Consider the following 25,304-nt stretch of genomic DNA (forward strand, 5'->3'; position numbering starts at 1 on the left):
GCCCCGTAGAAATCGCCGTTTATCTTCACACGGGGAAAACACGACGATGAAACGCACCGCCCTGGCCATCGGCCTGTCACAGGCATTGCTCTGCGCCGGCATGATCAGTGCCATCCCGCTGGCGCGAGCGCAGGCCATGCCCGATGGCGGTGGCGGCGCGTCCGCCGTGCCGGCGGAGGACCCCAAGCAACTGGACACCATCGTCGTCCAGGGCGAAATCGCCTACCGCAACCGCACCGACGACATCTCCCCCACCCTGTCCTACGACCTGGAGTACTTCCAGCGTTTCGAGCCGAACACCGTGGGCGACATGCTCAAGCGCGTGCCCGGCGTGACCTTCGTCGGCTCGGACATCATGGAATTCGACGGCGCGATGATGCGTGGCATGGCCGCCGGCTACACCCAGGTGTTGATCAACGGCAAGAAGGTGCCCGGCGCCGGTGACGATCGCTCGTTCTGGGTGGACCGCATCCCGGCGGAAATGGTCGATCACATCGAAATCCTGCGCAGCAACAGCGCCAACCGCAGCGGCGACGCCATCGCCGGCACAATCAACATCGTCCTGCGCGACGCCTACGTGTTCGACGGCAGCTACCTGCGAATCGGCGTCAATCGCTGGTACGACGGCGAGGTGAACCCGACCTTCGGCGCGGTGACCAGCGTCGACGCCTTGGGTGGCCGCCTGCTCGCCGGCATCAACGTGCAGGACCGCTACCGCTCCAAGGTCAAGCGCTCGGACCGCTTCGCCGACCCGTCCCGGCAGGAACTGGTGAGCTGGGAAGACCAGACCGAGGTCAAGGACGGCCGCGACTACTCGGCCAACGTGTCGTACACCGCCGACGTCGGCGAAACCGGTCGCATCAGCATCGACGGCTTCTACGTCAAGACCGACCGCGACGTCACCGAGGTCTCCCATGAAGTGGAGTACGACGACGAAGACGTCATCGACTCCCGCGTGCCCGGCTTGAATCCGATCGACCAACGCAACTGGGGTGTCGGCACCGGGTACAGGTTCGACATGGCCGGCGGCACCACCGAGTTCGACCTCGATTACGCGCGCTTCGAGGACGACAGCGCCGTCAGCGAGGAAAAGCACGAGTACGTGAACGGCGAATGGGACGCTTCCGAAGCCGAATCCCAGGCCGTGGACGCCAAGGACACCGAGACCAGCTTCAAGATCGCGCACAAGCGCCCGGCGGGCGGCGCCGAACTCGAATTCGGCGTGGACTGGCGGCGCAAGAAACGCGACGTCACCTACACCAACTACGCCTGGGAAGCCGAGAATGAAGGCGATCCGGTGGCCTATGAACCGGACGGCGTCATCGGCTCGCTGATCGAGGAAACCCGTGTCGACCCCTACCTGATGCTTTCGGGCAAGGGCCAGGCGTTCTCCTGGGAAGCCGGCCTGCGCTACGAAACCACCCGTTCGGACATCCGCTACCAGGAGGACGGCGACGTCGCCGGATCCGCCAGCAAGGACTACAACGAGCTGTTGCCCTCGCTGCACCTGAAGTGGGATCTGGATGAAGCCACCCGCATCAGCCTGTCGCTGGCCAAGAGCGTGAAGCGCCCGAACTTCAACGAGCTGATTCCCGCCCTGCTGGACGGCGAGTACGGCGACAACGATTACATCGGCAATCCGGAACTCGACCCGGAAACCGCCAACGGCATCGACCTTGGCTTCGAGCGTCGCCTCGGCAAGCATGGCGTGGTGGGCTTGAACTTCTTCTACCGCGATGTGAAGAACCTGATCGAACTGGTCAACACCGGCGAACTGAGCGAGGACGCGCAGGACAAGTACGCCGAGGACCTGGAGGAATTCCTGGCGGAGAATCCCGGCGCGACCGAGGACGATTTCCAGTTCGACGCCGAAAGCTGGCTGTTCACCTCGGCCAACGTCGGCGACGGCAAGGTCTATGGCGTCGAGTTCGATCTGTCGACCCCGTTGACCGCGCTGGGCATGCCGAACACCGGCGTGTTCCTCAACTACTCCTACCTCAACAGCAAGGTCACCGATTTCATCGGCGAGCGCCGCTTCAACGACCAGGCCAAGAGCGTCTACAACGTCGGCTTCATCCAGGACCTGCCGTCGCTCGGTGCCAGCTTCGGCGCCACCTATCGCAAGCAGGGCGACGCCTTCAGCCGCATCCTGGCCGAGGAAGTGACCGTCAAGTACGGCGACGATCTGGAAGTGTTCGTGGAGAAGCGCTTCGGCAAGACCATGTCGATGCGCCTGACCGCCGCCAACCTGCTGGACGCCTCCAAGGACGAGTTCTTCCACAAGTTCGACAACCAGGCCGACCAGATCGATCGCGACTACGACGAGTACGAGCTGGAAACCGAGGAGGCCGGCCCGAGCTATCAGTTGGTCATGCGCTGGGCGTTCTGAGCGCGGCCCTCCCCGCGTCCCGTGGAAGCCGGCGCAAGCCGGCTTCTTTTTTGTGGGACGGACGGGTTTGATGCAGACTTCCGCCACCCGTCATCGCCGCAGGCCGCCATGAAGACCGTCGAAGTCCGCCACCCCCTCGTCCAGCACAAGATCGGCCTGCTGCGCGACGCCTCGCTCAGCACCAAGGGCTTCCGCGAACTGGTGACCGAACTGGGCACCCTGCTGGCCTACGAGGCCACCGCGGATCTGGAAACCGAGGAAGCGACCATGCCGGGCTGGGCCGGACCGGTCCAGGTACGCAAGATCGCCGGCGCCAAGATCACCCTGGTCCCCATCCTGCGCGCCGGCCTGGGCATGCTGCCGGGCGTACTGGCGCTGATTCCCGCCGCCAAGGTCAGCGTGGTCGGTCTGCAGCGCGACGAGGAGACCCTGCAACCGGTGCCCTACTTCGAACGCCTGACCGGTCGCCTGGACGAGCGCGACGCGCTCATCCTGGATCCGATGCTGGCCACCGGCGGCACCCTCATCGCCACCATCGACATGCTCAAGCGCGCCGGCGCCAAACGCATCAAGGGCATCTTCCTGGTTGCCGCGCCCGAGGGGCTGGCCGCGCTGGAAGCGGCCCACCCCGACGTCGAGGTCTATACCGCCGCCATCGACAACCATCTGAACGACAAGGGTTACATCCTGCCTGGCCTCGGCGACGCCGGTGACCGGATCTTCGGCACCCGCGTGGGCTGAGCCGAAGCCCAGGCTGCGCGGATTCTCCCGGATTTGCATCGTGCCCCGGAGCCGAGCAAGCTCGGCCCCTCCGGATTTCCGACACGCCCGAAGCGGAGAGCTCCGCTCCACACCCCGCGTAGAGCCGAGCTCGCTCGGCTGCTCCGGATGTCCGGCACGCCCGAAGCGGAGCAAGCTCCGCTCTACAGCCCGCGTAGAGCCGAGCTTGCCCGGCTCCTCCAGACGTCTGGCAAGCCCGAAGCGGAGCAAGCTCCGCTCTACGCGTCGGCTGGCCATTCGCAATGCCAGTGCGGATAGTGATCCAGTCGTTCCACCAAACCACGGCGCAATGGGTTGCGAACGATGTAGCGCGCCTGCGAACGCAAGTCTTCATGACTGCGCACCCGGTGATCATGGAAACCCGCCTGCCAGACAGGTCCCGCGCGCCCGACGATTTCGTTGACCGCGCGTGCACTGCGTGATTTGAATGCCTGCAGACATTGACTGATGGAGCCGTCACCAAGCTCGAACAACCAGTGCACATGATCGGGCATCACCACCCAGGCCAACGACCTGAGCCGCTCTTCGTCCTCGCAACGCTTCAATTCGCCTGCAATGCAATGCGCCGGCCGAGGCTCGCGGAACCAGGGCGTCCGGCTGGCCGTCACCACGGTGACGACGTAGTAGGCGCCCTTCTCCGACCATCTTCCCTTGTTCAATGCTGGACTTGCCATGACCGAAGCATGGCGTGGCCGCTTCATCGCCGCCGTCGGAACAAAGTCCATCGGCGTGTCGGATTCAAACGTTGCGCGTTGTAGCGGGATCCCTACGGATGACGTCAACCACGTAGAGCCGGGCTTGCCCGGCTCCTTCATGACCTGCTTCTCGCGCGAAGCGGAGCAAGCTCCGCTCTACGTCATGCGGCCAGCGGACGAGCGTGCAGCTCCGGCAACTCGTGCGCCACGCCGAACCTGCCGCGCTCGTCGCGGGTGACCTGGGCCAGTGCGCAATCGGGATCGTGGGTGAAGAACAGATGCACGTTGCGGGCCAGCTTGTCTTCCAGGAACGCGCGCTTCTCGTCGATCAGCAGTTCCGCGTTGCGGTCATAGCCCATCGTGATCGGCACGTGCACCCAGGAACGTCCGGGAATCAGATCGGCGCAGAACACCACGCCGCCATGCGGCGCGCCATCCACGCGTTCCGGACCCACCACTTCGGCCAGCATCAGCCCCGGCGTGTGGCCGTCGCTGAAACTGAAGCGCACGCTGTCGCCCAGTGCGCGCGAATGTTCGCCGTCCACGAGCTCGAGCCGGCCGCTGGCCTCCAGCAATCCCTGCAACTCGGGAATGAAGCTCGCGCGATCGCGCGGATGCGGCTTCAGCGCCCGCTGCCAGTGCGCCTTGCCGACCACGAAGGTGGCGTTGGGAAACAACAGTTCCGGTGCCTGGCCTTCGCTCCACGGCGCCAACAGTCCACCGGCGTGGTCGAAATGCAGATGGCTCAGCACCACCACGTCGATGTCGTCGTGGCCGAAGCCGGCTTCGCGCAGCGAGTCCAGCAGGACATGCCGCTCCTCCTGTACGCCGAAACGCTCGCGCATCTTCGGATCGAAGAACGCGCCGATGCCGGTTTCGAACAACACCGTCTTGCCATTGAGCGGACTCGCTAGCAGCGCGCGGCAGGCCAGCGGCACCCGGTTCTGTTCGTCGGGCGCCAGCCATTTGGACCACATCGCGCGCGGCGCGTTGCCGAACATCGCGCCGCCGTCGAGCTTCTGGGAATTGCCGAGAATGGACCAGAGTTTCATGGCACCGATTGTACGCCGGTGCGCGTGTAGAGCCGAGCTTGCTCGGCTGGGTGGTCTCCAGCCCGCCCAGCAGCGGAGCAAGCTCCGCTCTACGGACGGGATCCTTCTCAGCGCGTGGCGGCTTCGCCCGGTTCGACTTCCGCCTTGCCCACCGGATTGCGTGGATCCGCGCCACCGGTGAGGGTGTTGGCCTTGCGATCCCACAGCACGGTCTGCAAGTTGCCCCAGACGTGGCTGGAACCGCGACCGCCGGCGGCGGTGTCGCCGGGCAGATCGACCTGGTGGCCCATTGCCCGCAGTGCCTCGGCCACCTGCGGGCTGAACGCGCCGCTTTCGGCGGAAATCACGTCCGGCAGCCATTGGTGATGGAAGCGCGGCAGCGCGGCGACCTGTTGCGCGCCCAGCCCCTGGTCGTAGCCGAGCATGCCCAGCAGGACCATGGTGATGATGCGGCTGCCGCCGGGCGTGCCCAGCACGGCGATGCGATCCGGCGACTCCATGAAACTGGGCGTCATCGAACTGAGCATGCGCTTGCCCGGCTTGGGCGCGTTGGCATCGAAGCCCATCACGCCGAAGGCATTCGGCGTGCCGGGCTTGAGCGCGAAATCGTCCATCTCGTTGTTGAGCAGCACGCCGGTGCCGGGCGGAATCAGGCCCGAGCCGAACAGCAGGTTGACCGTCTGGGTGGCCGCGACCCGGTTGCCCTCGGCGTCGATGATCGAGAAATGGGTGGTTTCCTCGTCTTCCAGCGGCGTGGGTTGGCCCGAAAACAGGTTGCTCGGCGTGGCCTTGTCCGGATTGATGGTCGCGCGCAGACCGGCGGCGTAGTCGCGGCTGGTCAGCGTCTTCAACGGAATCTCGACGAAATCGGGATCGCCCAGGTAGAAGGTGCGATCGCGGAAGGCGCGGCGCATCGCCTCCACCGTCAGGTGGGTGCGGTGCGTTTCATCGAGCTTCGCCAGGTCCCAGCCTTCCAGGATCTGCAGCATCTGCGCCACCGCCACGCCACCGGAGGATGGCGGTGGCGCGGTGGTGATCTGCCAGTCGCGATACTTGAACTTCAGCGGTTCGCGCTCGCGCACCTGGTAGGCGGCCAGTTCGCCGGCGGTCCAGCGACCGCCTTCGGCCTTCACGCCCTTGATCAGCTTGCCCGCGATCTCGCCCTTGTAGAAACCGTCGTGGCCGCGCTCGGCCAGCAATTGCAGCGTGCGGGCCAGGTCGGGCTGCTTGAGGATTTCGCCTTCCTTGGGCGGATCACCATCGGCCAGGAACACCGCGCGGGTACCCGGGAAACGTTCCATCACCTCGCGGCGCGAGGCATAGCCACGCGCCAGCCGGCCATAGACAGGAAAGCCATCGCTGGCGATGCGGATGGCGGGGCCGAGCGAGGTCTCAAGCGGCAGCTTGCCGTAGTTCTTCGCCAGGTGGACCAGCGCGGCGGGCAGGCCGGGAATGCCGGCGGCCCAGGGACCGTTCTCGGCGCGATCGCGATTGAACTCGCCGTTCGCCAGCAGATAGGCCTCCGGCGTGGCGGCGGCCGGCGCGGTCTCGCGCGCATCGACGAACACGTCCTTGCCGGTCCGCGCATCGTGCAGCAGGAAGAAGCCGCCACCGCCGATGCCCGAGCTGATCGGTTCGACCACGGACAGCACCGACGATACCGCGACCGCCGCGTCGAAGGCGTTGCCGCCGGCGTGCAGGATTTCGAAGCCGGCTTCAGTCGCCAGCGCATGCGCGCTGGCAATGGCCGATCCGGGCGGATGGGTCGCCGCGTTGGCGACGCGCTGGCCGGCGTCGCCGGCATCGGCGGCATGCAGCGCGGGAACGAAAAGGGAAAGCGCAAACAGTAGCGCGGTGACTCGACGTGCTTTCACGACATCTCCTGACGGGTACCTGTTGGCGGCCCTCCCGCGTCAGCCGCCTTGCAGCCGGCGCAACTTGGCCAGCAGCTGCTCCTGGGTCTCAGGATACGCCGGATCGGGGTCGATGCACTCCACCGGGCAGACGACGACACATTGCGGTTCGTCATGATGGCCGACGCACTCGGTGCAGCGCGCCGGATCGATCACGTAGATCGTCTCGCCCATCGAGATGGCCTGGTTGGGACAGGCGGGCTCGCAGACATCGCAGTTGACGCAGAGTTCGTTGATCTTGAGTGACATTGCGGGGGACTTCTCGATTCCGGGAGCCCCGCTTTCGCGGGGGCGCGATGCCCCCGCAAAGGCGTGGCCGCGAAGGCGGCCACGCGCGGAGCCTGTTACTTGGCTTCGACGAAGACGTAGTCCACGCCGGCCGGGGCCACGGCCGCCTTGACGCGCTCGCCGTCGGCGGCTTCGCCGATGAAGACCACGCGCACGCCCTTCATGGTGTCGGGTTCGACGCCCTGGAACGAAGCGACCACCAGATCCGCCATGCGGGTGGAAGCGGAGGAACCGAACGCTAGCAGGTTGCCGCCGACGATGCCGCGCGCGATCGCGTTCTTGGCCTGTTCCAGCGAACGATCGTACTTGGCCTGGAACTCCGGATCCGATTCCGGCGGGAGGTAGTACAGGAACGGGGTGTTGGTGATGGTGCCCATGTTGCGGGTCACCACCTCGGACAGATAGGTGCGCCAGCCGGCGTCATCGTCCTTGGCGGGAACGACCAGCGGTGCCTCGGCGGCCTCGACCGGCTTGGCCTCTTCCTTCTTGCACGCGGCGAACGGCACGACCAGGCAGGCAATCAGCAGCAGTCGTGTGGCGATGTTGGTCATGGTTCTGTCCCCTCAATAAGTCGATGTAGGAAGGATCGTGCCACAAAAGCACGCGGTTCAGGTGCGCCGCCACTGGGCCTTCATGGCGGCGGCCACGTCGGCGGTGACGAAACCGGACACATCCCCGCCCAGACGCGAGATTTCGCGCACCAGCGAGGACGAGATGAAGCCGTACTGCTCGGCGGGGGTGAGGAACAGGGTTTCCACCTCGGGAATCAGATGGCGGTTCATGCTGGCCAGCTGGAATTCGTATTCGAAGTCCGAGACCGCGCGCAGGCCGCGCAACAGCACGCCGCCGCCGATTTCCTTGACGAAGTGGGCAAGCAATCCATCGAATCCGCGCACTTCCACATGCGGATGGTGGGCCACCGCCTTGCGGGCCAGTTCCACCCTCAGCTCCAGCGGCAACGCCGGCCCCTTCCCGGGGCTTTCCGCCACGCCGATGATCAGGCGCTCGAACAGCGGCGCGGCGCGATCGATCAGGTCGATGTGCCCGTTGGTGATCGGGTCGAACGTGCCGGGATAAACCGCGGTACGGGTACGGGACACGCTCATTCGGAATCGGGTCGATGGGAGTCGCCGCGCAGTGTAGCAGCGCCCTGCCCGCCGGGAACCCGATAGAGCGCGTAGCGGACGTCGCGGGTCTGGCCATCGCGGTGCGGTCGCCAGTCCGGCGGTACCGCGAGTACCTGTTCCCGCGGGGATTCCACGTATACCCAGGCGTCACCGGAAAGATGCCGCGGCAGTGCCCGCAACGCAGCGTCCCACAGGCCATCGGCGAAGGGCGGATCCAGGAACACGATGTCGAACGGCTCTCCGGGCGCGTTCGCCAGCCACGCCAGGGCGTCGGCGCCCTCCACCCGCACCTGCGACGCGGCCCCCAGCCGCTCCACCGCCTGCCGCAACGCCTCGGCCAGGCCGGCGTCACGCTCGACCAGCACCGCCTGCGCCGCACCTCGCGAAACCGCTTCCAGCCCGAGCGCGCCGCTGCCGGCGAAGGCATCCAGCACGCGGGCGCCGGCGAGTTTCGGCATCAGCCAGTTGAACAGGGTCTCGCGGACGCGATCGGAAGACGGACGCAGCCCGGGCCGATCCGGCACCGCCAGGCGGGTATTGCGCCAGCGTCCGCCGATGATGCGGACGCTGCCGGCCGGGGGGGCGGCGCGTGGACCGCGCGCGGGTGGCGTGCGGCCGGGTTTCATCGGGGCGGAAAGGGGGCGGGTGATACCATGGCGCCCATTCTCCGCGATTGCCCGTGTCATGGTCAGCTGGTTCCGACGCAAGAAGCCTGACGCGCCCGCGAGCCTGCCCGAGACGCAGCGCCCGGCGCCCCAAAATCCCGTTTCCGACACTTCCCACCCCGTTTCGCAGGACGATGCCGCCGCATCGCCCGCACCGACCATGTTCGAGGCACCCGTGCCGGCTTCCGCCCCGACGGTCGTCGCGCCCGCCGCTACCGTCGCATCCGGAACCGAGCCGCCCGCCGCCCCCGCCGGCAAGCCGGGCTGGCGCGAGCGCCTGCGCAACACCAGCTTTGCCCGTGGCCTGGGCGGCCTGTTCTCGCGCAACCCGCGCCTGGACGACGACCTGCTGGATGAAATCGAGACCGCGCTGCTGACCGCCGACGTCGGCGTGCCCGCCACCACCGCGCTGGTCGAGGGCCTGCGCAAGCGCATGAAGGCGCGCGAGTTCGCCGACGCCCGCGCACTGCTGGCCGCGCTGCGGACGGACCTGATCGCGATGCTGGCGCCGGTGGCCAAACCGCTGGAGATCCCGCGGAACATTCGCCCCTTCGTGCTGCTCACGGTCGGCGTCAACGGCGTCGGCAAGACCACCACCATCGGCAAGCTGGCGCGCCGCTTCAAGGACGAAGGCCGCAACCTGATGCTGGCCGCCGGCGATACCTTCCGCGCCGCCGCGGTGGCGCAGTTGCAGACCTGGGGCGAACGCAACGGCGTGCCGGTGGTGGCGCAGGGACAGAACGCGGACGCGGCCTCGGTCGCGTTCGACGCCCTGCAGGCCGCGCAGGCGCGCGGCACCGAAGTGCTGATCGCCGATACCGCCGGACGCCTGCACACCCAGCAGGGCCTGATGGCGGAACTGGGCAAGATCAAGCGCGTGCTGCAGAAACTGGATCCGGCCGCGCCGCACGAAGTGCTGCTGGTCATCGACGGCACCACCGGCCAGAACGCGCTGTCGCAGCTGCGCCAGTTCCACGCCGCGGTGAACATCACCGGGCTGGTGGTGACCAAGCTGGACGGCACCGCCAAGGGAGGCGTGGTGTTCGCGCTCGCACGCGAGTTCGGCATCCCGATCCGGTTCGCCGGCATCGGCGAACGTTCCGAGGATCTGCGGGTGTTCGACGCCGAAGCCTTCGTTGACGCGCTGCTGCCGGAAACGCTGGGCGCGTGAGCCGGCGCCGCAGGCTGGCGCTGCTGTCGCTGGCGGTCCTGCTGCTCGCAGGCATCGGCCTGCTGCACTGGCTGTTGCAACCGCAGCGGCTGGCGCCGGCGCTGCTGGGCATGGCCGGCAATGCGCTGGGCCTGGAAATTTCCGCATCCGGCGTTGGCGAATACCGCCTGCGTGGCACGCCGCAGTTGATCGTCCGCGGCGTGACCGTGCGGGAACCGGGCGCCGCCACGCCCCTGCTGACCGCGGACCGCGTCTTCATCTCGGTGCCCTGGTCAACGCTGCGCGCGCGTGGCCGCGAGCTGACCGCGGTGCGGCTGGAGCTGGACGCGCCGGTCCTCGATCTGGCTGCGCTGCAGTCATGGCTGTCGCGACGCCCTGCGGGTGAGACGCGCATCCCCACGCTCACCGATGGCATACGCGTCGACGGCGGTCGGATCCGCGGCGATGACTGGTCGCTCGAACGCATCGACCTGCGCATTCCCCGCCTGGAAGCCGGACAGCCCCTGCGCGGCCAGGTGCAGGCGCACTATCGGGGCGGCGAACTGCAAGCGCCGCTGGATCTGGCCTTCCATCTGCGCCGGCTGGGCGAGGATGGCGGACTGGGCGTCGCCGGACAGGCCACGCCGGCGGGCAAGGATTGGCGGCTGCCGACCAGGCTGCGCCTGTCCGCCTACCTGCGCCAGGCCGAATCGCGCCTGGAACGCGCCGTGCTCGGCGCCAGCGCGCACTACCTCGCGGGCGCGACCCGACAGCCGTTCGCGCTCGGCGTGGCCGGACCACTGGAATTCGCCGATGGTCTGCGCCTGCGCCCGGCCGCGTTCGCCCTGCGCGGGCAAGGGGCCATGCCCTCGCTGGACGCCGCCGGTGAACTCGGCCTGGAAGACGGCCTGCTGCTCGACTGGCGCGGACGATTGGCGGGCTGGCCGGACGCATGGCCGGCGTTGCCGCCGCCGCTGGGACGCTCGACCTCCTCACTTCCCTTCGCACTGGCCTATCGCGGCACCACCGACCTGGCGGACATCGCGCACCTGCGCTTGCAACGCGAAGACGCCCGCTTTGACGCCCGCTTCCGGCTGTTCGAAGTCATGGACTGGCTGCATGCGCTGCAGGCCGGTGGTGGCTCGCCGCTGCCGCCGCTGAGCGGCCGCTTCACCGCCCCCCGCCTGGAAGTGTCCGGCGCCACCCTGGAGGGCGTGGATCTGCAGCTGGACGATCCGGCCCTGCCCGCCCCCGAATCCGCGCCATGACCAGCACCACCGAAGACCGTTTCGCCGACCACCTGCTGGCCTGGTTCGACCAGTCCGGCCGCCACGACCTGCCCTGGTTGCATCCACGCACGCCCTACCGCGTATGGCTGTCGGAGATCATGCTCCAGCAAACCCAGGTGAAGACGGTGATTCCCTACTTCGCCCGCTTCCTGGAAGCCTTTCCGACCCTGAAGGATCTGGGCACCGCCACGCTCGATGAAGTGCTGGCGCAGTGGTCCGGCCTGGGCTACTACGCCCGCGCCCGCAACCTGCACGCGGCCGCGCGCATCTGTGTGGAGCAGCACGCCGGCGACCTGCCGCGCGATTTCGACGCCCTGCTCGCGCTGCCCGGCATCGGCCGCAGCACCGCCGGCGCCATCCTCTCGCAGGCCTGGGGCGACCGCTTCCCGATCCTGGACGGCAACGTCAAACGCGTGCTCTCGCGCTACCACGGCGTCACCGGCTGGCCGGGGACCCCCGCGGTGGAAAAGCAGCTGTGGCAATTCGCCGCCGCCCATCTGCCGGCAGGCCGCATGGCCGACTACACCCAGGCACAGATGGATCTGGGCGCCACCCTGTGCACGCGCCACGATCCCGCCTGCATGCTCTGCCCGGTGCACGTGGACTGCGTGGCGCTGCGCGACGGACAGGTCGACGAACTGCCGACCTCCAAACCCGGCAAGCCGCTGCCCGAACGCATCGCGATCATGCTGCTGGCCGAAAACGACGACGGCCAGGTATTGCTGCAACGGCGCCCCCCGACCGGCATTTGGGCTTCGCTGTGGTCGCTGCCCGAGGCCGACGATCACGACGCCGCGCGGCACTGGTTCGATGCCCATCTGCAGGGCGACTACGACCGCGCCGAGGCTCTGCCGGAACTGCCGCATGTGTTCAGCCACTATCGCCTGCGCATGCATCCGCTGCGCTGGCGCGGACTCGCGCCACGGGCGGCGGTACGCGCCGGCGCCGATCTGCGCTGGGTGGCACGCGACGAATTGGCCCGGATCGGCCTGCCGGCACCGATCCGCAAGCTGCTGACCACGACCTGATCCGGGGCTCGTCCCGCCATTTGCCGGGAACCAGCTATCCTGTCGCCCACGACGACGAAGACACATCCACATACCTACATGGCACGCACCGTTTACTGCGAATACGAAAAGCGCGAAACCGAGGGCCTGGATTTCGTGCCTTACCCCGGCGAACTCGGCAAGCGCGTGTTCGCCCACATCGGCAAGGCGGCTTGGGCGGCCTGGCTGGCGCACCAGACCATGCTGATCAACGAGAACCGGCTGTCGCCGCGCGACCCGAAACACCGCGCCTTCCTGGAAGCGGAACTGGAGAAGTTCCTGTTCGGCGGCGGCGCCGACAAACCGGCCGGCTACGTGCCGGAAGCATGAAAAAAGGCGGGGATATCCCCGCCTTTTTCGTGGACCGGACCAATGGCCGACTAGTTGGCCGGCTCGCCTTCCTGGCGCGCCTCGATCTTCGCCTCGCGCATTTCCTTCTCTGCCGCCTTCAGCGACTTCAGGTCCAGCGGGCTTATGGTCTTGATCCGGCAGGACATCCGCATCATCCCGCTGCCACCGCCCAGCGGGCGCACGCGGTCGAAGTTGGTCACCCGCCCCATCATGCTGCTGATGCTGATGGCCGGCGCGAACTCCAGATCCGGACAGGGGCCGGCCAGATCCAGCAGGTAGGCTTCATTGGGTTTGGTCCAGACGGCCAGCGCGGAATCACCCAGCGGCTGCCAGCCGTTGAGGCTGCCGAAATAACTGAAATCCTTGACCGGCGCGGCGGCATGCTCGCGGTACAGGGCAAGGCGTTCGGTGGAACTCATCTTGGTGGTGGCGCACGCGCTGAGCGCGGCCAGGGCACACAGCAGGAACAGACGTTTCATGGCGTAACTCCCGGTCGGGTCGACGTTTTTTCTCTTCCCGGCAGCATCATGCACCAGCCGCCGACCGCCGGCGCGGGCGCGTCCCCGGCACGTTCAGCCATCGTCCGGCTTGCCAGTCCGCCCGCCCTTCCCGTATCATGCGCGGCTCGCACCGGCCACGTAGCCGCAAAGCGATAAAACCTGGCCGGGTAGCTCAGTTGGTAGAGCAAGGGATTGAAAATCCCTGTGTCGGGGGTTCGATTCCCTCCCCGGCCACCATTTCAGGGGCCTGCAGAAATGCAGGCCCTTTTTCTTTGGTCGCGGCATGGCTTTGGTTGCCATAGGAAAATTCCTTGCCTCTGCCCAAACAGACACCCTGTTTCGGTGCCCCGCCTTCGACATTCGGTCATCGCGGCGCGTCTGACCGCGCTTGAACCACGGAGCATGGCCATGTGACGTTGCCGAGGTAGCCTCTGGCGCCAAGCCTATGCTTCGCCCCACCTATCTACTTTGTGTGGGACTGGACCCAATCCCACTAAAGGAAGTCCACGAGGAGAGGCGGATGGGTTCCATTGCAGACCTTGCCTACCCCTCGTGTGGAGGCCCAGTCCCACCCCACCAAGGGGTCGTCGGATTCCGGCCCCGAGAGGACTTTGGAGAGGGCACCGCCCGCGGACTCTTCTTCAGGCTGGTCCCAGCCAGGGTCCAACTTCATGGCGTACCGGACCGTCTTGTCCGCGTACTTTACGAACCGGACGTACATCTTGGCGATGAGATGTTCCTGGTGCTCCAGGTTGGAGAAGTCGAACGGCTCCTCCATGCCATCGCCGATTTCGATTGCCACCACCCATGCCTCTTGGATGAGGTCATCTGCCTCCATTTTGCCCTGGGTTGCATAGGCAATCCTACGAAGGTCACCACGTCTTGCTTCTACGAAAGTATCGAATCGATGCATCCACCGCTTGCTCTTCGACAAGAAGGTACGCGGAGCATATTCGTCATCTGGTTGGTTAGTGATCTAGCAAGTTGCTAGATTGATCAGCAGATCACGCTGGAAACGGATCTGCGTCACTTGGCTAGCAGCGAGCCGCGCTCTAGAGAACGGCCGGCCTCCACTAAAGCAGCAATAGCTGACTAGAAACGGCGCTGGCCTTTTCCGAAGTTCCCGATATCGCACTGACCAGAGAACTTCGTTCCGCCTTCGATGGTGATTTGCCCCGAATTCCGGTTCACGGTAACCCGCGGCTTGTTCATACCATTCAAACGGTAGCCCGCCGTAATCCGGTCTTCGCCAACTTGCAGGTTGTCCAGTTCCCACCAGCCATGGTCGCCCCCCGAATTAATCGGAGGCACAAGTCCTTGTCCCAAGTGGATTCGACCATGGTCGCCATACAGTTCGATTTGAACGTCGCTATTGAAGCCTTGCGCGCTGCTGACCACCGAATTCCCTTCCTTCCACTTGTTGTCCTTGTGGTCCCAGCTATAGGTTTGCTCTGTCTTGGCGACGGGCCGGGTTCCCGCCCCGTAGCAGACCAGAACCAGGGAATTTGGGTCCTGTTGGGCGGATACATCTGCCGGCTCTGCCGACCCTGTACCTCCGCAGTTCGCACCTGGAACCGCTTGTATGGCGGCATAGCGTCCTTCGGAGGTGGATACCGAGATGCACTGGCTGCGCTTCGCGCTCCACCAGAAAGTAAAACGCTGGTCACGCACAGTACTCGAATCACGCAGCTCATAGCCGCGGGACAGCAGTTGGGTCTCACCGCCGGCAGCTCGAGCTCCTACCAAGTCTGCCACGTCCGGGGGTGCAGTCTGCGCGAGTGCCGAGAAAGGCATGGTGGCAACAAGACACACTGCAAGCAGGCTGACGCGCATGATTAATCCCTCCGGTTGGATAGTAGGCCGTACAGCGTGTACAGGATGATATCGAGTTCGCCCAGACACAACACTTCGCAAGATGGTTCTGGCGTCACAGATTGGTGCTGGAGGCAGTAGTGCCTTGCTGGCGGCCATCGGCCGACGAGTGCATTGGCCAAACGTGGCACTGATCCTGGAGACTAGTGGGGCGTCCTGCTCGCCTTCCGTGACCTCCAGCCAGCTATGGCCAGCCAACTCTGATCGGACGCAGGGTGACCGGGAGCACTGGATCGCTCTGCTTTAGAAACCCTCGGAAGGCCTGATTTCCTTTGATTGTTTATCAGCCATCCGGGAACTCCCCGCGCGCGTCCACGCGGGGTGAAGGACTCAATTCAGGACTAGCACTGCGCCGATAGTCAGGTTGATGATGCCGCCCAGCACCAGCACCCCAAGCGCCGATAGCCCACTGCTCCACCAGTTTGCCCGCAGAGTGTCGCGCAGCCAGCGCGCCTGCACGCACAGGTACCAGACCGCCGCAACGGCAGCCAACGCCCAGCCGATCCGGGTGGACGTCACGCCCGGCTTGATTACCAATTGCATCGCCATCGACACGGTTATGGCGAAGGGCGCCGCCAGGTAGCACTGCGCGTAGAACGGACGCCGCAGGCTTTCGCGGTCCAGTCGCTGCCCACGCCGCCGCTGGCAGTGGATAGCCATCAGCAAGGGCCACAGTGCGAAAGTCAGGGTGCGGAACAGCAACAGGCCCTGTTCGTTGCCCACTACCTGGCGGGACAGTTCGCTAGTCGCCTGCACTCGCTGATGCAGAATGAGTTCGAGCACATGCGCGGCCAGGATGGCCAGCATCAGGAACAGCGGCGGACTCAGTGCGTCGTCGAACTGCTTCTCCAGCTTGTCCCTCAGCTCGGTCTCCGCGTAGCGCGCCATCCGTTGCGGGTGGCGCGCCACCCTCCACAGCGTGAGCGGGAAGAACACCAGCCAGGTGATTACCTCGTAGAGGAACTCTTCCAGCGATTTGAGCAGCTTGAGGAAATCCATCCGCGTCTCTTCCTTGCAGCGAACGCCTGCCGACCGTCCGCTTCGTCGTGGTGCGTGCCGGGATGGTCCGCGGGTGCCGCCGACGATGCGGGAAGCGTAGCCGGTCGCCACGCGGATGCCCAGCGGATTCCCGGACCTGGCCCGTGTCCTTCGTCCCGGTTCGCCGCACGCGAGTGGCGGTCGGGTATCGGCTGTGCGACCTTCGCCCTGGTTGGTCAGCTCGCTTCGTCGGAGGAGATGACAGCTCCCATGATGTCAACCATGAGCGACGACATGCATTCGGTATCCAGCATGAAACTGCGGCCCGAACCCAGGCGACGGATGGGCGGCACGCGGCCTCCGTACTGACCCGCTCCAGCACCGCCAACTCACGCCAGTTGGAGAAGTTGTGGTCGCCGTCGCCGGAGTACCGGACATTGATTTTCCGGTCCTTCGGGTAGCCGAAGCCTCCTTTGCCGCTCTACCATCGCCGATTACGGAACCAACAGCACACCGCCGATGCAGAACGATCCGACACGACGCCGCTTGTGTACCGCGCTGCTCGCCGCAGGTGCCGGACTTATCGTGCCTGGTGCCCGTGGAGGCGGCCGACAACCGGAGAACTGCAAATCCCTGCCTGTCCTTCTCGAGGCCGAGCGACAGCCGGGAATGGCCGCGGTCGTGGTGGACCGGGGGCGGATAACCGAAATGGCCACGGCAGGACTGCGCAACGATGCCAGCAGTGCGCGGGTCGAGCGCAACACGGTGTTCGAAATAGGTTCCATCACCAAGGTATTTACTGCCCTGCTGGTATTCCGGCTTCGGCGGCGTGGGCTGCTTGATATAGATGCTCCCATCGGCCGCTACGTGGATGCCCTGCCGACGGCATGGGAGCTGATTTCCCTGTCACGGCTGCTCAGCCATACGTCCGGTGTCCCGAACTATCTCAACGAGGGAAACTTTCTCGAATTGATGCCGACGGATCCCACGCCCAGGGAATTATTGGCGATGGTCGCGCAGGCGCCTCTGGACTTTGCACCGGGAACCCGACACGCCTATTCCAACACCAACTACATCCTGCTCGGGCTCGCCATTGAGCAGGTGACTGGCGCGGACTACTGGCAGTTCCTGCGGGACGAAATCCTGGGCCCGTTGGATATGCGCGACGCCGGACCGCGTCGCGCCGACGACCGCCGCATCGTTGCCCAAGGACACCTCTACCAGGATGGCCGCTGGCTCGACCCGCCCATCACCGCCCCCGGCTCTGCCTGGGCCGCCGGAGGGCTGCTCGCCAGCATCGACGACATGACTCGTTTCGCCGTCGCACTGGACCAAGGCGAGCTATTGCCCGATGACCTTCTCCGCGAGATGTGGCGCAACACGCCGCTTGCCGACGGTACTACGGCCGGCTGGGGCGCTGGCTGGGAATTGGCTGACGGCGGCCAGGTGGTGGGGCACGGCGGGGGAACGGCTGGCTTCACGGGATACCTGCGTCACGTCCCCACTCTGCGGCGAACTGTCGTGGTGCTTATCAATCGTGCCGGAGATATCGGCCCGCAGGGCATCGCCGAGCGGCTGGACCTGGGTTCGCGCCCATGCAAAGGCAAGATCGACGGGCCGACTACAGGCAACATGTGACGCAAAGAACAGGCGCCGGCCAGGTGCCACCCTTACCCATCCTGCTACCCGCCATCAAGCCCCCACCATGCCCCAGAAAGCAATGACGAGAATCGCAAGAATCAAGACGAACACCTGATAAAAGAAAATCCTCCGAGCCCTTCTTCCAAGCCTGACGTCAGCCGATATTCGATACGCCTCCTTAAAGGCATACTTCACTGGATTTAGCTCCACAAGCGGGGCTACGACTGCAATAAGCCAATGTTCCATGGTCACCCTAAAAATAGACATCCTTAGTCATATATATCAGTGCGCACGAGCTCTTACCGCGACAACAGCGTCAACAGCAGAAGCCAAGAAGAAGCCCCGCATGAGCGGGGCCTCGAGAACTAAATGTTATTCAAAGATCGAGTAATTTCTTCGATCAGCTGCTTGGTCGATGCATCTTCGCGACTTGACAATGATTGCTCGGCAGCCTTCAAAGCGCCCATAAGCATCTCGCGTTTTTTTGCCGATTCAGTTTCAATTATCGCTCCTGTGAATTGCCTTTTTGCAAAATAATAGAGCTCCTGTGCATCACCAAGCGCCCTAGCCTTTGCCCGCCACTCTTCGGCAATCGCATCATTTTCAGGTGATGCTTCATAGTGCGCGATCAGACGCTTTACGGCATCCACGTCGCCGAAATTTGCTTGCTTAGTGATAGCTTCTATTTGATCTTTCGGAATCAGGAAGACATCACTTGGGCTCTTTAAGCCGCCATCACAAGCCGCCACAGAAAATGACATCACCAGCAGGAGCGTTGGCATCTTCATGCTCACTGACGCACCGGCGACATGGGATAGAAAGGCGTGTGTTGCCCGGGGTTGGAATAGTCCGCACCGCCTGCGCCGCCGATCCTAGGCATAGGACCAATAACACCGCTGGTGTTGAGCCATCTGTACGAACCCATCATTAATCACGCACCACAGACGGCTGGCCTGGATACCCCTCAATCGACTCACTTCGCCAGAAAACCGCCACTCAGCCGAAATCAACGGACCATAGAACCTGGTTCCATTAAGCGCATACATTGTTCAAACCAACAACACCAGATTCGGTCATGCCACTCTTTACTCGTCTATTTACAATCTGCCTATCAGCAGAAGCTAGAGAGCCAACTTTCTCACAAAAAAAACTTTTGTTGTTCGCATACACGATCCAAGATATCTCACTCACCTCTTCATTAGAAAATGAGTCTGACACTAGGATGAAATCGACAACCGCTTCAACCTGCCCCTTCGATAGAGCGCCTCCACCTACCTCACGCCTAATCGCTGGAATCAAAAAATCCTCGATAAACTCTCCATCTCGATCGCCCGCTTTGTGGGCGACCTTCGTATAAGAAGAAACGTATCTCGTCGCTATAATCAACAAGTCCGTCTTTCCATCTCTTGCGGACGCGTCCGCCGACGACAGGAAAGATGACGCCCAGGCAATCAAGAAAAGTGCAGCTCTTGTTGACATAATCACTTCCCATAGTCCACTTCTAATTCTATTTCACCGCCATTCCTTAGAAGCCATTCCATAAGGGAATCATAGATCTGCTTGTGGTATCCACAAGCAATTCCAACACACCCTTCGGTTCCAGGCACATTTCCGTCCGGATGTATGCGAAGTAGCGACCTGCCATCCTTATCATCCAGATCTAGACTTCAACCGTTTCCATCTGAGCATGTCATCGCCCGATTTCCAGACCGGCTTCTTAAGTTTCTTTAACCCACGCTCCCTCTGGCAAGTGCCCACGCCCCGTGATCCCGCTCCACGCCCTACCCCATCACCTATCGGTCATTGCCTTCCCACCCAGTACCAGATGACCCTACCCGGATGATCAATCGCTACCTGAGCCGGCAATTCGGTAGATGCATGAATCATTCTCGGACACCAATAAAAGGTGTACCCAACCAAAACCTCATTCTCCTTTCCCTGCATCAATCTCTCTGGCCACCACGGGGCATTTCTACGCGTCCTTCTCGCGTTCGGAAATAATGGATTTGACCTCACCTCGCACCCATCAATAAATCCAGACATCCCTTCATTTTCGTAATTAAAACGAACCCACATCTCATTAGAGTCAACGTTATGACTCTCAACAATTTCATGGGCGGACACAGGAATTTCTCGAGGTAACCAGCCCGATTCAAGAGCTCCTTCTTTGGAAGCATAGATGTAGTCGCCATAGGCTCTAGATACGGTCTCATTTGGCCCAAAAACCTCTGAACAGGCCAACAAAGAGAGCATCACCAAAACTGCGACAGAAAAGAATCTCATGGAAACGAAAATCCGGGTGGCATCAAACTTGAGCAAGAAGATACGCAATTCTGATTCCTAAGCCCTGCCGCGATTCCCAGCCCGTTTGCTGCATTGTCGGCTGCGCAGTCCTGAGGATCCTCTCCTTTTATGTGCTGTTGGTACAGCTCACGCGCAACGCCCGATGTCAGCGCAAATGATGCATCGAGTGCGCCGCGCGCAGATACTTCGCACATCGCTAGGCAGTGGTAAAACTTATCGGCCTCAACAAAATTCCTAGAAACCAAGTCATTAGCTCTCCCACGAAGAGTGTCAAGCGTATCGGCCAGGGCAGACAGCACTGGGATACGCGCACCACGTTCCCAGGTTACGGCATGTCCACCATTGTTGAATGATCCGGTCCCCTCCAAACCCCATGGATCAACAAATCTCGCGGGGCTTCCATTCGCATACGCATACGTATTCATTCCTGCCAACAACCCAATCGGATCAGACTGCGTATACCGCCCCAAACGTGCGTCGTAATAGCGATTGATGTTGTACCAGAGATTGGTTTCTGCATCGTAGTACTGCCCCGGGAAGCCCAGGTTGAGTCCACCTATCGCGTCCAGGGTCACCCGTCGGTCGAAGGCGTGGTTGTCCGCGCGCCAGACCACGGCTCGCGCGCTGTTCGTCGCGAGTTCGGGGCGTCCAAGATGATCGGTATGCACGTGGTAGACCTGGGTGCCGCGCACCATCCCGACCAACTGGTCGCCAAACCACAGGTAGTTGGTCCAGACGCCGGTCCCGTCAGCCCGCTCGGCCAGCAACCGGCTGCCCGGTCCATACACGTATCGATGGCCACCCTGCCCGGGCGCGCGCTTGCGCACGCGTTCGTTGAAGGTGTTGTAGGCATAGGTTGCGGTACCGGCAGGCAGGCTGACGGTTGCGTGGTTGGGCTCGGCTGACCGGATGGGTCTGTTCCTGGACACGCTGGTCATCCGATTGAAGGCATCGTAGGCGTAGGTGGCCGTTGAACCTCCCCATGCGTGGCTTGCGCGGTTTCCCAGTCGGTCATGCGTATAGGCATGCGACGTCATCGCGCCAATCCGGTTGCTGCCGCGCTCGAGGGTCAGTGCCTCATCGAAACTCCAGACGTGCCGCAACTTGTTGCCATTGGGGTCGTAGGAGAAGCGCTGGTTGCCCGCCGGTGAATCTATCTCGGTGAGCCGTTCCACGCGGTCGTAGCGGAACCGCTGGCTCACACGGGGGTTGGCTGGATTGGCGATGCCCACAATGGCATCCGATACGTCGTAACTCATATCCAGTGCCTGCAGTGCACGGTTGCCATTCAGCGTGCGTATTCCGGTCAGGCGGCCATCGCCCGTCACCTGTCCCTGGTCATAGCCGAGTGTCCTTTTCAGGCCATTGCCATGATTCCATTCGGCCATCGTGCCAGGACCGCGATATCGCGCATCGGTGACGATGTGCTGCACTTTCCCGCCGATATTGAGCGTCATCGCCACCAGACGGCCACCCGAATAGCCATATCCCACCGCCATGCCATTGGGATAAACCACGGCATCCAGTCGGCCCATGCGGTCATGACGGTAGCGTGTCCGGTCATCCGCGTCGAACCGGCCATTGGCGATCAATCGCTCGCGACGCGCGGTCACTTGGCCATCCACGGCATAGGAGAAATGAACACTGCTTTCGGGACTGTCTGCATTGCAGAGCCTGGCCTTGCCATGTGTGCACCAGTCATAACCGAACCGATGGATGCTCCCGCCTGCCGCTATCTGGCTGGTACGTCCGAGGGCGTCGTAGCCGTAGGTCGTCACCGTACCGTCATTGCGGGTCATCCGGACACGTTGGCCGCTCGGGTTGTACTCGAACGTGCTGAGTCCGGTATCCGGGCTACGCTGCGCCCACAACTGTCCCAAGCCGTCATGCACGTAGGTCGTCGCGTTCCGGTTGGGATCGACAATCCTGCTCAAGCGGCCGCCCCCGTCGTACTCGAAGCGCGTCCAGTGACCTGCCGCGTCTCGCACGGCGACGACCCGCCCCAGTACGTCATGTGCCAGCGTGGTGCTCCTCCCCAGCGCATCGGTCATGGTCCGCAGCTTGCCGTTGGCGTCGTAGGCATAGCGGACAATCTGCCCATTGTTGCCCCGACGGGCGCGAATCCGCCCCAGTTCGTCATAGTCCGTATGCTCGCGCGCCAGCAACAGCGTGGAAGGGACGGCGGGCCTCGACGGCGGCAATGGTTCCGGCAGTTCGGGGCCGCAATCCAGCCGTCGGGGCCGACAGACAATCGTGATTGCCCGACCTGTCCCCTGTCTGGGCGCGTTGTATTCAATCCCGACGTCGGTACGGACGATATTGCCGGCGGCGTCGTGGACGTTCAGGCGATACTCCCTGGCGTTTCGGCCCAGCGCCCGGTATTCGGGATTCGCGGTGGGCCGGGAAACCTTGATGAGGCGATCGGACGAATCGTACTGATACGTCGTGTCCGTTCCTTCCGGATCCAGCGTCCGGATGAGACGGCCTCGCTGATCGTAGGTATGTTGGCTGATACGGATGATTCCGCCCGTGGTTTGCCTAACCGCAAGTACCCGCCCACGGGCGTCGTAGGTGTACTCGGTGACCTCTCCATTCACGCCGGTGATGCGGCCCGGCTTCCCCAACCCGTTGTGCGCTGCGTAGGTCGTCCGGTGTCCGAGGCTGTTGGCGATGCCGGTCAGGTTCCCGAATTGGTCGAACGTCCGCGTGATCGCATCCCCCGCACCCGCCACGGGCCCATCCTCCACCACCGTGTGCAACATGCGATTGGGGTGGAACGTATAGCCATATCGCGTGACCAGGGTCTGGCCGGCAATGCCATGCCTGGTGAGATTACGGACCGAGATCGACGCTATCAGGCCGTCCGGACGATACACGTAGTCGGTCTGGGATACTCCACTCACCACTACACGCGTGTTCCGGTTGTTGGCGTCCCAGCTGTAGCGGGTCTCCTGTGCCAGTGGTGTTCCCGCACCGACGACCTTGCGGGTCAGGCGCCCTTTCTCGTCGTGGTCGTAGTCGGTGATTCCGTCCGCGGAATCGGTGACCAGATCGCGGTTTCCGTATTTGTCGTAGGTAATCTCGCGGTAGGTGCCGGGACAGTGCGCGGAAGGGTGTCCGGTGGCGGATAACAGCTTGCCGTTCCTGAAGAGGTAAGTCGTCTTCTTGCCCAAGGGATTGGTCACCACCGACTTCAGTTGCCCTGCCCCTGGGAAGCTGTACGAGAACGTGTACTTTTCCGCACCATTGGCGTGCATCGAACTGGTGGCGCGGCTGTAGCTGTCATAGGTGAAGTTCGCAAAGCGCTCGCCATTGACCGATTTTCCGGTAAGGCCCGTTCCCGGTTGTTCATAGTGATAGCCGATCACCGTGGCGGGCGTTCCGGGCAACGTCGCGGTGCTCAGGAGCTGGACCTGGGCGGCCTTTCGCTGATAGCCGTAGCGGTACACGTTCCCTGCCGGATCGATGACACTGGTCAGCAGTCCGTTGGACCAGCCGAATCGAACGACGCGGCCGGAGGTGTGTGTCGCGGTGGTCAGCAACCCGCCCACGTAGCCGAAGGTGATGCCGACACCACGCGAGTTCTTCTGGCTGGTTATCTGGCCGATGCTGTTGTACGTCTCGATGCTGTTGTCCGACGCGTGATAGATGTAGCCGCCGCGGCCGTCAGCGCGGATGTACGCGCTTGTTCCGGCCGCATGCCAACCTGCCATTGGCTTGTCGGCGTATGCAAAGCCAAGCATCGTGGCGTCGTTCCTGGACAGCGTGATCCGCTTGCCGTCGGCACTCCTGGACAACCGCAGATCAAAGTTGCTCACCCAGTTGTAGCCAAAAAGCCCCTTGTGGGTCCAATAGCGGTTGTAAGAGCGCTGCAGGTACAGCGGCACTTCTCCCGCCGTGGTGAAGTCATAGGCGAATTCGAGCAGGTTGCCATTGGAATAGTCGATCGGATCCCCCGCCAGGGTGACCGCTCCCTTGGCGGCTTCGTCGCAGGGGCCGGGAGGCGCTTTTGCGTCGGCCTCGACAGGCTCTCCGGGCATCTGGGTTTCCGGGAGATCATCGCGCCTGTGGGGACCGGTTTGCCCACGGAACAGACTGTCGTAGATGTACCGATCGTAGATGGCTTCCCAAGCCGGAGGTCGTACCCCGATTACGGTGGTTGTTTCCAGGGTGTTGGGCGTGGGCGCCTCGGACTGGCAGCCGTTCGGTCCCTGTACGCCATTTGGACACCTGCTCCTGTCCGCCATCATGATGGCGCCCGCACCGGTCGACCACAGCGAGGCAAGCAGCAGCATCGACGCAATCCCCACACTTCGTATTGCACGCATTCCCTATCCCTCCATTGGACCTGCCGGGTGAGGCCATGCGCTTCCATGCGACAGGAGCCGGCTCGCAGGCAGGCACCGGGGGCGGGATACGAAAGGCCGAACAGACTTCGCTCGATCACCAGCAGCCCGACGATGGCGTCGCCAAGGGGCGTGAATGAATAGGATTCGTCTGAATCTGCCGCGTGCGGCGGAACGAGGCCCGGCTGTTCTTTCGCAACTTCCGCCATCCGCGGGTCAACCACGGAAAAGCGCGTACTCCTGTTCCCTTGGAAGCCCCGCCCCTCGACGCGTACTATCCGCATCTACTCGGCATGGAGTGACGGGATGATTCGGCGTGGTCTTTTGGCGGTGGTGTTTCTGGCGACGGCATTGCTGGCCGCGTGCAGCGGCGGTCCGGTTCGGCGCGTATCGGAACCGGCGGCCAGCATCCAGCAGTTGACGGTCAGGGCCAACGGCAGTTGGTCGGTGGACCTGCGCCTGCAGAACTACAGCAGCATCCCGATGCGTTTTGATCGGGTCAGCCTGGCGGTGGAAGTGGACGGTCACAACGCCGGCACCCTGGAATCCAGTCCCGCGTTGTCGGTCGGACCGGAGTCCGCGGACGTGGTCACGGTGCCGTTCATGCCCAGCGCGGAAGCCAAGATGGTGCTGGCCGACGCGCTGGCTGGCCGGCGTTCGCTGCCCTACAGCCTGAAGGGAACGGCCAATGCCACGCCGGAGGAGGCCAAGCCGCGCGATTTCCAGATCACCGGTCGCAGCACCCTCAATCCGGTGCCCGGGCTGGACGGCGTCATGCGCTGATCCTTGCCTTCCGGTTTGCAGCAACGGCCCCGCGTGGGGCCGTTGTCGTTTCCGGCCCCACGCCCCTGGCCGCGGCATGCTGCGGCGCGCCATCCGCCACCGCCATACGCCGTAGTATGCTGAAGGCTTCCGGCC

The 25,304-nt window shown here is 63.7% G+C and carries 22 protein-coding genes and 1 tRNA gene; 9 read left to right on the forward strand and 14 right to left on the reverse strand.

Translation table 11 applies throughout. The features are described from left to right. Positions 1 to 46: 46 nt before the first annotated feature. Both FHW78_RS16935 and upp read left to right on the forward strand, forming a co-directional pair. Positions 47 to 2,389 carry a TonB-dependent receptor gene (locus FHW78_RS16935; RefSeq protein ID WP_183643364.1) on the forward strand — a complete coding sequence of 781 codons (2,343 nt, stop codon included), beginning with the start codon at positions 47 to 49 and terminating at the stop codon, positions 2,387 to 2,389. Positions 2,390 to 2,497: 108 nt separating this feature from the next. Then, positions 2,498 to 3,130, forward strand: coding sequence for a uracil phosphoribosyltransferase (gene upp / locus FHW78_RS16940; RefSeq protein ID WP_183643367.1), 633 nt, complete (start codon positions 2,498 to 2,500; stop codon positions 3,128 to 3,130). A 257-nt stretch (positions 3,131 to 3,387) separates the two neighbouring features. Here upp and FHW78_RS16945 read toward each other — a convergent pair whose 3' ends face one another. The 7 genes from FHW78_RS16945 to rsmD all read right to left on the reverse strand — a co-directional run bounded on the left by FHW78_RS16945 (position 3,388) and on the right by rsmD (position 8,870). Beyond that, positions 3,388 to 3,984, reverse strand: a complete 597-nt coding sequence (locus tag FHW78_RS16945) for a transposase (RefSeq protein WP_218533621.1) — start codon at positions 3,982 to 3,984, stop codon at positions 3,388 to 3,390. 41 nt (positions 3,985 to 4,025) lie between these two features. Next, a complete protein-coding gene (locus tag FHW78_RS16950) occupies positions 4,026 to 4,916 on the reverse strand; it encodes an MBL fold metallo-hydrolase (protein ID WP_183643370.1) in 891 nt (296 codons plus the stop codon). A gap of 107 nt (positions 4,917 to 5,023) precedes the next feature. Further along, positions 5,024 to 6,733 carry a gamma-glutamyltransferase gene (gene ggt, locus FHW78_RS16955; protein WP_225562261.1) on the reverse strand — a complete coding sequence of 570 codons (1,710 nt, stop codon included), beginning with the start codon at positions 6,731 to 6,733 and terminating at the stop codon, positions 5,024 to 5,026. 96 nt (positions 6,734 to 6,829) lie between these two features. Next, positions 6,830 to 7,078, reverse strand: a complete 249-nt coding sequence (locus tag FHW78_RS16960) for a YfhL family 4Fe-4S dicluster ferredoxin (protein WP_141453636.1) — start codon at positions 7,076 to 7,078, stop codon at positions 6,830 to 6,832. A 95-nt stretch (positions 7,079 to 7,173) separates the two neighbouring features. Further along, a complete protein-coding gene (locus FHW78_RS16965; RefSeq protein ID WP_183643375.1) occupies positions 7,174 to 7,668 on the reverse strand; it encodes a hypothetical protein in 495 nt (164 codons plus the stop codon). Positions 7,669 to 7,725: 57 nt separating this feature from the next. After that, a complete protein-coding gene (gene coaD, locus FHW78_RS16970; RefSeq protein ID WP_183643378.1) occupies positions 7,726 to 8,223 on the reverse strand; it encodes a pantetheine-phosphate adenylyltransferase in 498 nt (165 codons plus the stop codon). Continuing rightward, positions 8,220 to 8,870: a 16S rRNA (guanine(966)-N(2))-methyltransferase RsmD gene (gene rsmD, locus FHW78_RS20070; RefSeq protein ID WP_255443329.1), complete on the reverse strand. Its 651-nt coding sequence runs from the start codon at positions 8,868 to 8,870 to the stop codon at positions 8,220 to 8,222. The genes coaD and rsmD overlap by 4 nt, the downstream gene beginning before the upstream one ends. Between rsmD and ftsY the strand changes: the two genes are divergently transcribed. The 4 genes from ftsY to FHW78_RS16995 all read left to right on the forward strand — a co-directional run bounded on the left by ftsY (position 8,803) and on the right by FHW78_RS16995 (position 12,724). Next, the gene (gene ftsY, locus FHW78_RS16980; protein ID WP_255443370.1) at positions 8,803 to 10,080 is read left to right on the forward strand and encodes a signal recognition particle-docking protein FtsY; all 1,278 of its coding nucleotides are present in this window, start codon (positions 8,803 to 8,805) and stop codon (positions 10,078 to 10,080) included. The two genes, rsmD and ftsY, sit on opposite strands and share 68 nt — an antisense overlap. Further along, a complete protein-coding gene (locus tag FHW78_RS16985) occupies positions 10,077 to 11,327 on the forward strand; it encodes a hypothetical protein (protein WP_183643387.1) in 1,251 nt (416 codons plus the stop codon). The genes ftsY and FHW78_RS16985 overlap by 4 nt, the downstream gene beginning before the upstream one ends. Next, entirely contained in the window at positions 11,324 to 12,376 is a 1,053-nt protein-coding gene (mutY, locus tag FHW78_RS16990) for an A/G-specific adenine glycosylase (RefSeq protein ID WP_183643390.1), read from the forward strand. The genes FHW78_RS16985 and mutY overlap by 4 nt, the downstream gene beginning before the upstream one ends. 78 nt (positions 12,377 to 12,454) lie before the next feature. Next, complete coding sequence (locus FHW78_RS16995; RefSeq protein WP_183643393.1) at positions 12,455 to 12,724, forward strand: oxidative damage protection protein; 270 nt, start codon at positions 12,455 to 12,457, stop codon at positions 12,722 to 12,724. A gap of 50 nt (positions 12,725 to 12,774) precedes the next feature. On the opposite strand, the gene FHW78_RS17000 is transcribed toward FHW78_RS16995, so the two are convergent. Then, positions 12,775 to 13,224 (reverse strand): DUF6491 family protein, encoded by a 450-nt coding sequence (locus FHW78_RS17000; RefSeq protein ID WP_183643396.1) that lies wholly within the window; start codon positions 13,222 to 13,224, stop codon positions 12,775 to 12,777. Positions 13,225 to 13,406: 182 nt separating this feature from the next. On the opposite strand from FHW78_RS17000, the gene FHW78_RS17005 reads away from it, so the two are divergent. Continuing rightward, positions 13,407 to 13,482: transfer RNA gene (locus tag FHW78_RS17005), tRNA-Phe, on the forward strand. A gap of 256 nt (positions 13,483 to 13,738) precedes the next feature. On the opposite strand, the gene FHW78_RS17010 is transcribed toward FHW78_RS17005, so the two are convergent. The 3 genes from FHW78_RS17010 to FHW78_RS17020 all read right to left on the reverse strand — a co-directional run bounded on the left by FHW78_RS17010 (position 13,739) and on the right by FHW78_RS17020 (position 16,116). Continuing rightward, the gene (locus FHW78_RS17010) at positions 13,739 to 14,047 is read right to left on the reverse strand and encodes a hypothetical protein (protein ID WP_183643399.1); all 309 of its coding nucleotides are present in this window, start codon (positions 14,045 to 14,047) and stop codon (positions 13,739 to 13,741) included. A 290-nt stretch (positions 14,048 to 14,337) separates the two neighbouring features. Further along, complete coding sequence (locus FHW78_RS17015) at positions 14,338 to 15,078, reverse strand: hypothetical protein (RefSeq protein ID WP_183643402.1); 741 nt, start codon at positions 15,076 to 15,078, stop codon at positions 14,338 to 14,340. Positions 15,079 to 15,447: 369 nt separating this feature from the next. Further along, positions 15,448 to 16,116 (reverse strand): hypothetical protein, encoded by a 669-nt coding sequence (locus tag FHW78_RS17020; protein ID WP_183643405.1) that lies wholly within the window; start codon positions 16,114 to 16,116, stop codon positions 15,448 to 15,450. A gap of 498 nt (positions 16,117 to 16,614) precedes the next feature. Between FHW78_RS17020 and FHW78_RS17025 the strand changes: the two genes are divergently transcribed. Next, positions 16,615 to 17,733: a serine hydrolase domain-containing protein gene (locus FHW78_RS17025; RefSeq protein ID WP_183643409.1), complete on the forward strand. Its 1,119-nt coding sequence runs from the start codon at positions 16,615 to 16,617 to the stop codon at positions 17,731 to 17,733. A 368-nt stretch (positions 17,734 to 18,101) separates the two neighbouring features. Here the strand turns inward: FHW78_RS17025 and FHW78_RS17030 are convergent, their stop codons facing one another. From FHW78_RS17030 to FHW78_RS17040, 3 genes are all read right to left on the reverse strand, one after another. After that, the gene (locus FHW78_RS17030) at positions 18,102 to 18,518 is read right to left on the reverse strand and encodes a hypothetical protein (RefSeq protein ID WP_183643412.1); all 417 of its coding nucleotides are present in this window, start codon (positions 18,516 to 18,518) and stop codon (positions 18,102 to 18,104) included. Between the two features lie 1,018 nt (positions 18,519 to 19,536). Then, on the reverse strand, positions 19,537 to 20,067 hold the full coding sequence (locus tag FHW78_RS17035) for a hypothetical protein (RefSeq protein WP_183643415.1): 531 nt from the start codon (positions 20,065 to 20,067) through the stop codon (positions 19,537 to 19,539). Next, complete coding sequence (locus FHW78_RS17040) at positions 20,016 to 24,335, reverse strand: RHS repeat-associated core domain-containing protein (RefSeq protein WP_183643418.1); 4,320 nt, start codon at positions 24,333 to 24,335, stop codon at positions 20,016 to 20,018. Before FHW78_RS17040 ends, FHW78_RS17035 begins: the two co-directional genes overlap by 52 nt. A 357-nt stretch (positions 24,336 to 24,692) precedes the next feature. Here FHW78_RS17040 and FHW78_RS17045 point away from each other — a divergent pair, with 357 nt between their 5' ends. Continuing rightward, positions 24,693 to 25,169, forward strand: coding sequence for an LEA type 2 family protein (locus FHW78_RS17045; RefSeq protein ID WP_183643421.1), 477 nt, complete (start codon positions 24,693 to 24,695; stop codon positions 25,167 to 25,169). The last annotated feature ends 135 nt before the right edge of the window (positions 25,170 to 25,304 follow it).

Origin of the sequence: Pseudoxanthomonas sp. OG2 (assembly GCF_014192765.1) — a bacterium.
GTDB classification, from domain to species: Bacteria; Pseudomonadota; Gammaproteobacteria; order Xanthomonadales; family Xanthomonadaceae; genus Pseudoxanthomonas_A; species Pseudoxanthomonas_A beigongshangi.

Bases quoted from the DNA above. Each gene is read 5' to 3' on its own strand.
- FHW78_RS16935 (WP_183643364.1), top strand. From the start codon at position 47: ATGAAACGCACCGCCCTGGCCATCGGCCTGTCACAGGCATTGCTCTGC.
- upp (WP_183643367.1), top strand. From the start codon at position 2,498: ATGAAGACCGTCGAAGTCCGCCACCCCCTCGTCCAGCACAAGATCGGC.
- FHW78_RS16945 (WP_218533621.1), bottom strand. From the start codon at position 3,984: ATGAAGGAGCCGGGCAAGCCCGGCTCTACGTGGTTGACGTCATCCGTA.
- FHW78_RS16950 (WP_183643370.1), bottom strand. From the start codon at position 4,916: ATGAAACTCTGGTCCATTCTCGGCAATTCCCAGAAGCTCGACGGCGGC.
- FHW78_RS16960 (WP_141453636.1), bottom strand. From the start codon at position 7,078: ATGTCACTCAAGATCAACGAACTCTGCGTCAACTGCGATGTCTGCGAG.
- FHW78_RS16965 (WP_183643375.1), bottom strand. From the start codon at position 7,668: ATGACCAACATCGCCACACGACTGCTGCTGATTGCCTGCCTGGTCGTG.
- coaD (WP_183643378.1), bottom strand. From the start codon at position 8,223: ATGAGCGTGTCCCGTACCCGTACCGCGGTTTATCCCGGCACGTTCGAC.
- ftsY (WP_255443370.1), top strand. From the start codon at position 8,803: ATGCGGACGCTGCCGGCCGGGGGGGCGGCGCGTGGACCGCGCGCGGGT.
- rsmD (WP_255443329.1), bottom strand. From the start codon at position 8,870: ATGAAACCCGGCCGCACGCCACCCGCGCGCGGTCCACGCGCCGCCCCC.
- mutY (WP_183643390.1), top strand. From the start codon at position 11,324: ATGACCAGCACCACCGAAGACCGTTTCGCCGACCACCTGCTGGCCTGG.
- FHW78_RS16995 (WP_183643393.1), top strand. From the start codon at position 12,455: ATGGCACGCACCGTTTACTGCGAATACGAAAAGCGCGAAACCGAGGGC.
- FHW78_RS17000 (WP_183643396.1), bottom strand. From the start codon at position 13,224: ATGAAACGTCTGTTCCTGCTGTGTGCCCTGGCCGCGCTCAGCGCGTGC.
- FHW78_RS17015 (WP_183643402.1), bottom strand. From the start codon at position 15,078: ATGCGCGTCAGCCTGCTTGCAGTGTGTCTTGTTGCCACCATGCCTTTC.
- FHW78_RS17020 (WP_183643405.1), bottom strand. From the start codon at position 16,116: ATGGATTTCCTCAAGCTGCTCAAATCGCTGGAAGAGTTCCTCTACGAG.
- FHW78_RS17025 (WP_183643409.1), top strand. From the start codon at position 16,615: ATGCAGAACGATCCGACACGACGCCGCTTGTGTACCGCGCTGCTCGCC.
- FHW78_RS17030 (WP_183643412.1), bottom strand. From the start codon at position 18,518: ATGCCAACGCTCCTGCTGGTGATGTCATTTTCTGTGGCGGCTTGTGAT.
- FHW78_RS17040 (WP_183643418.1), bottom strand. From the start codon at position 24,335: ATGCTGCTGCTTGCCTCGCTGTGGTCGACCGGTGCGGGCGCCATCATG.
- FHW78_RS17045 (WP_183643421.1), top strand. From the start codon at position 24,693: ATGATTCGGCGTGGTCTTTTGGCGGTGGTGTTTCTGGCGACGGCATTG.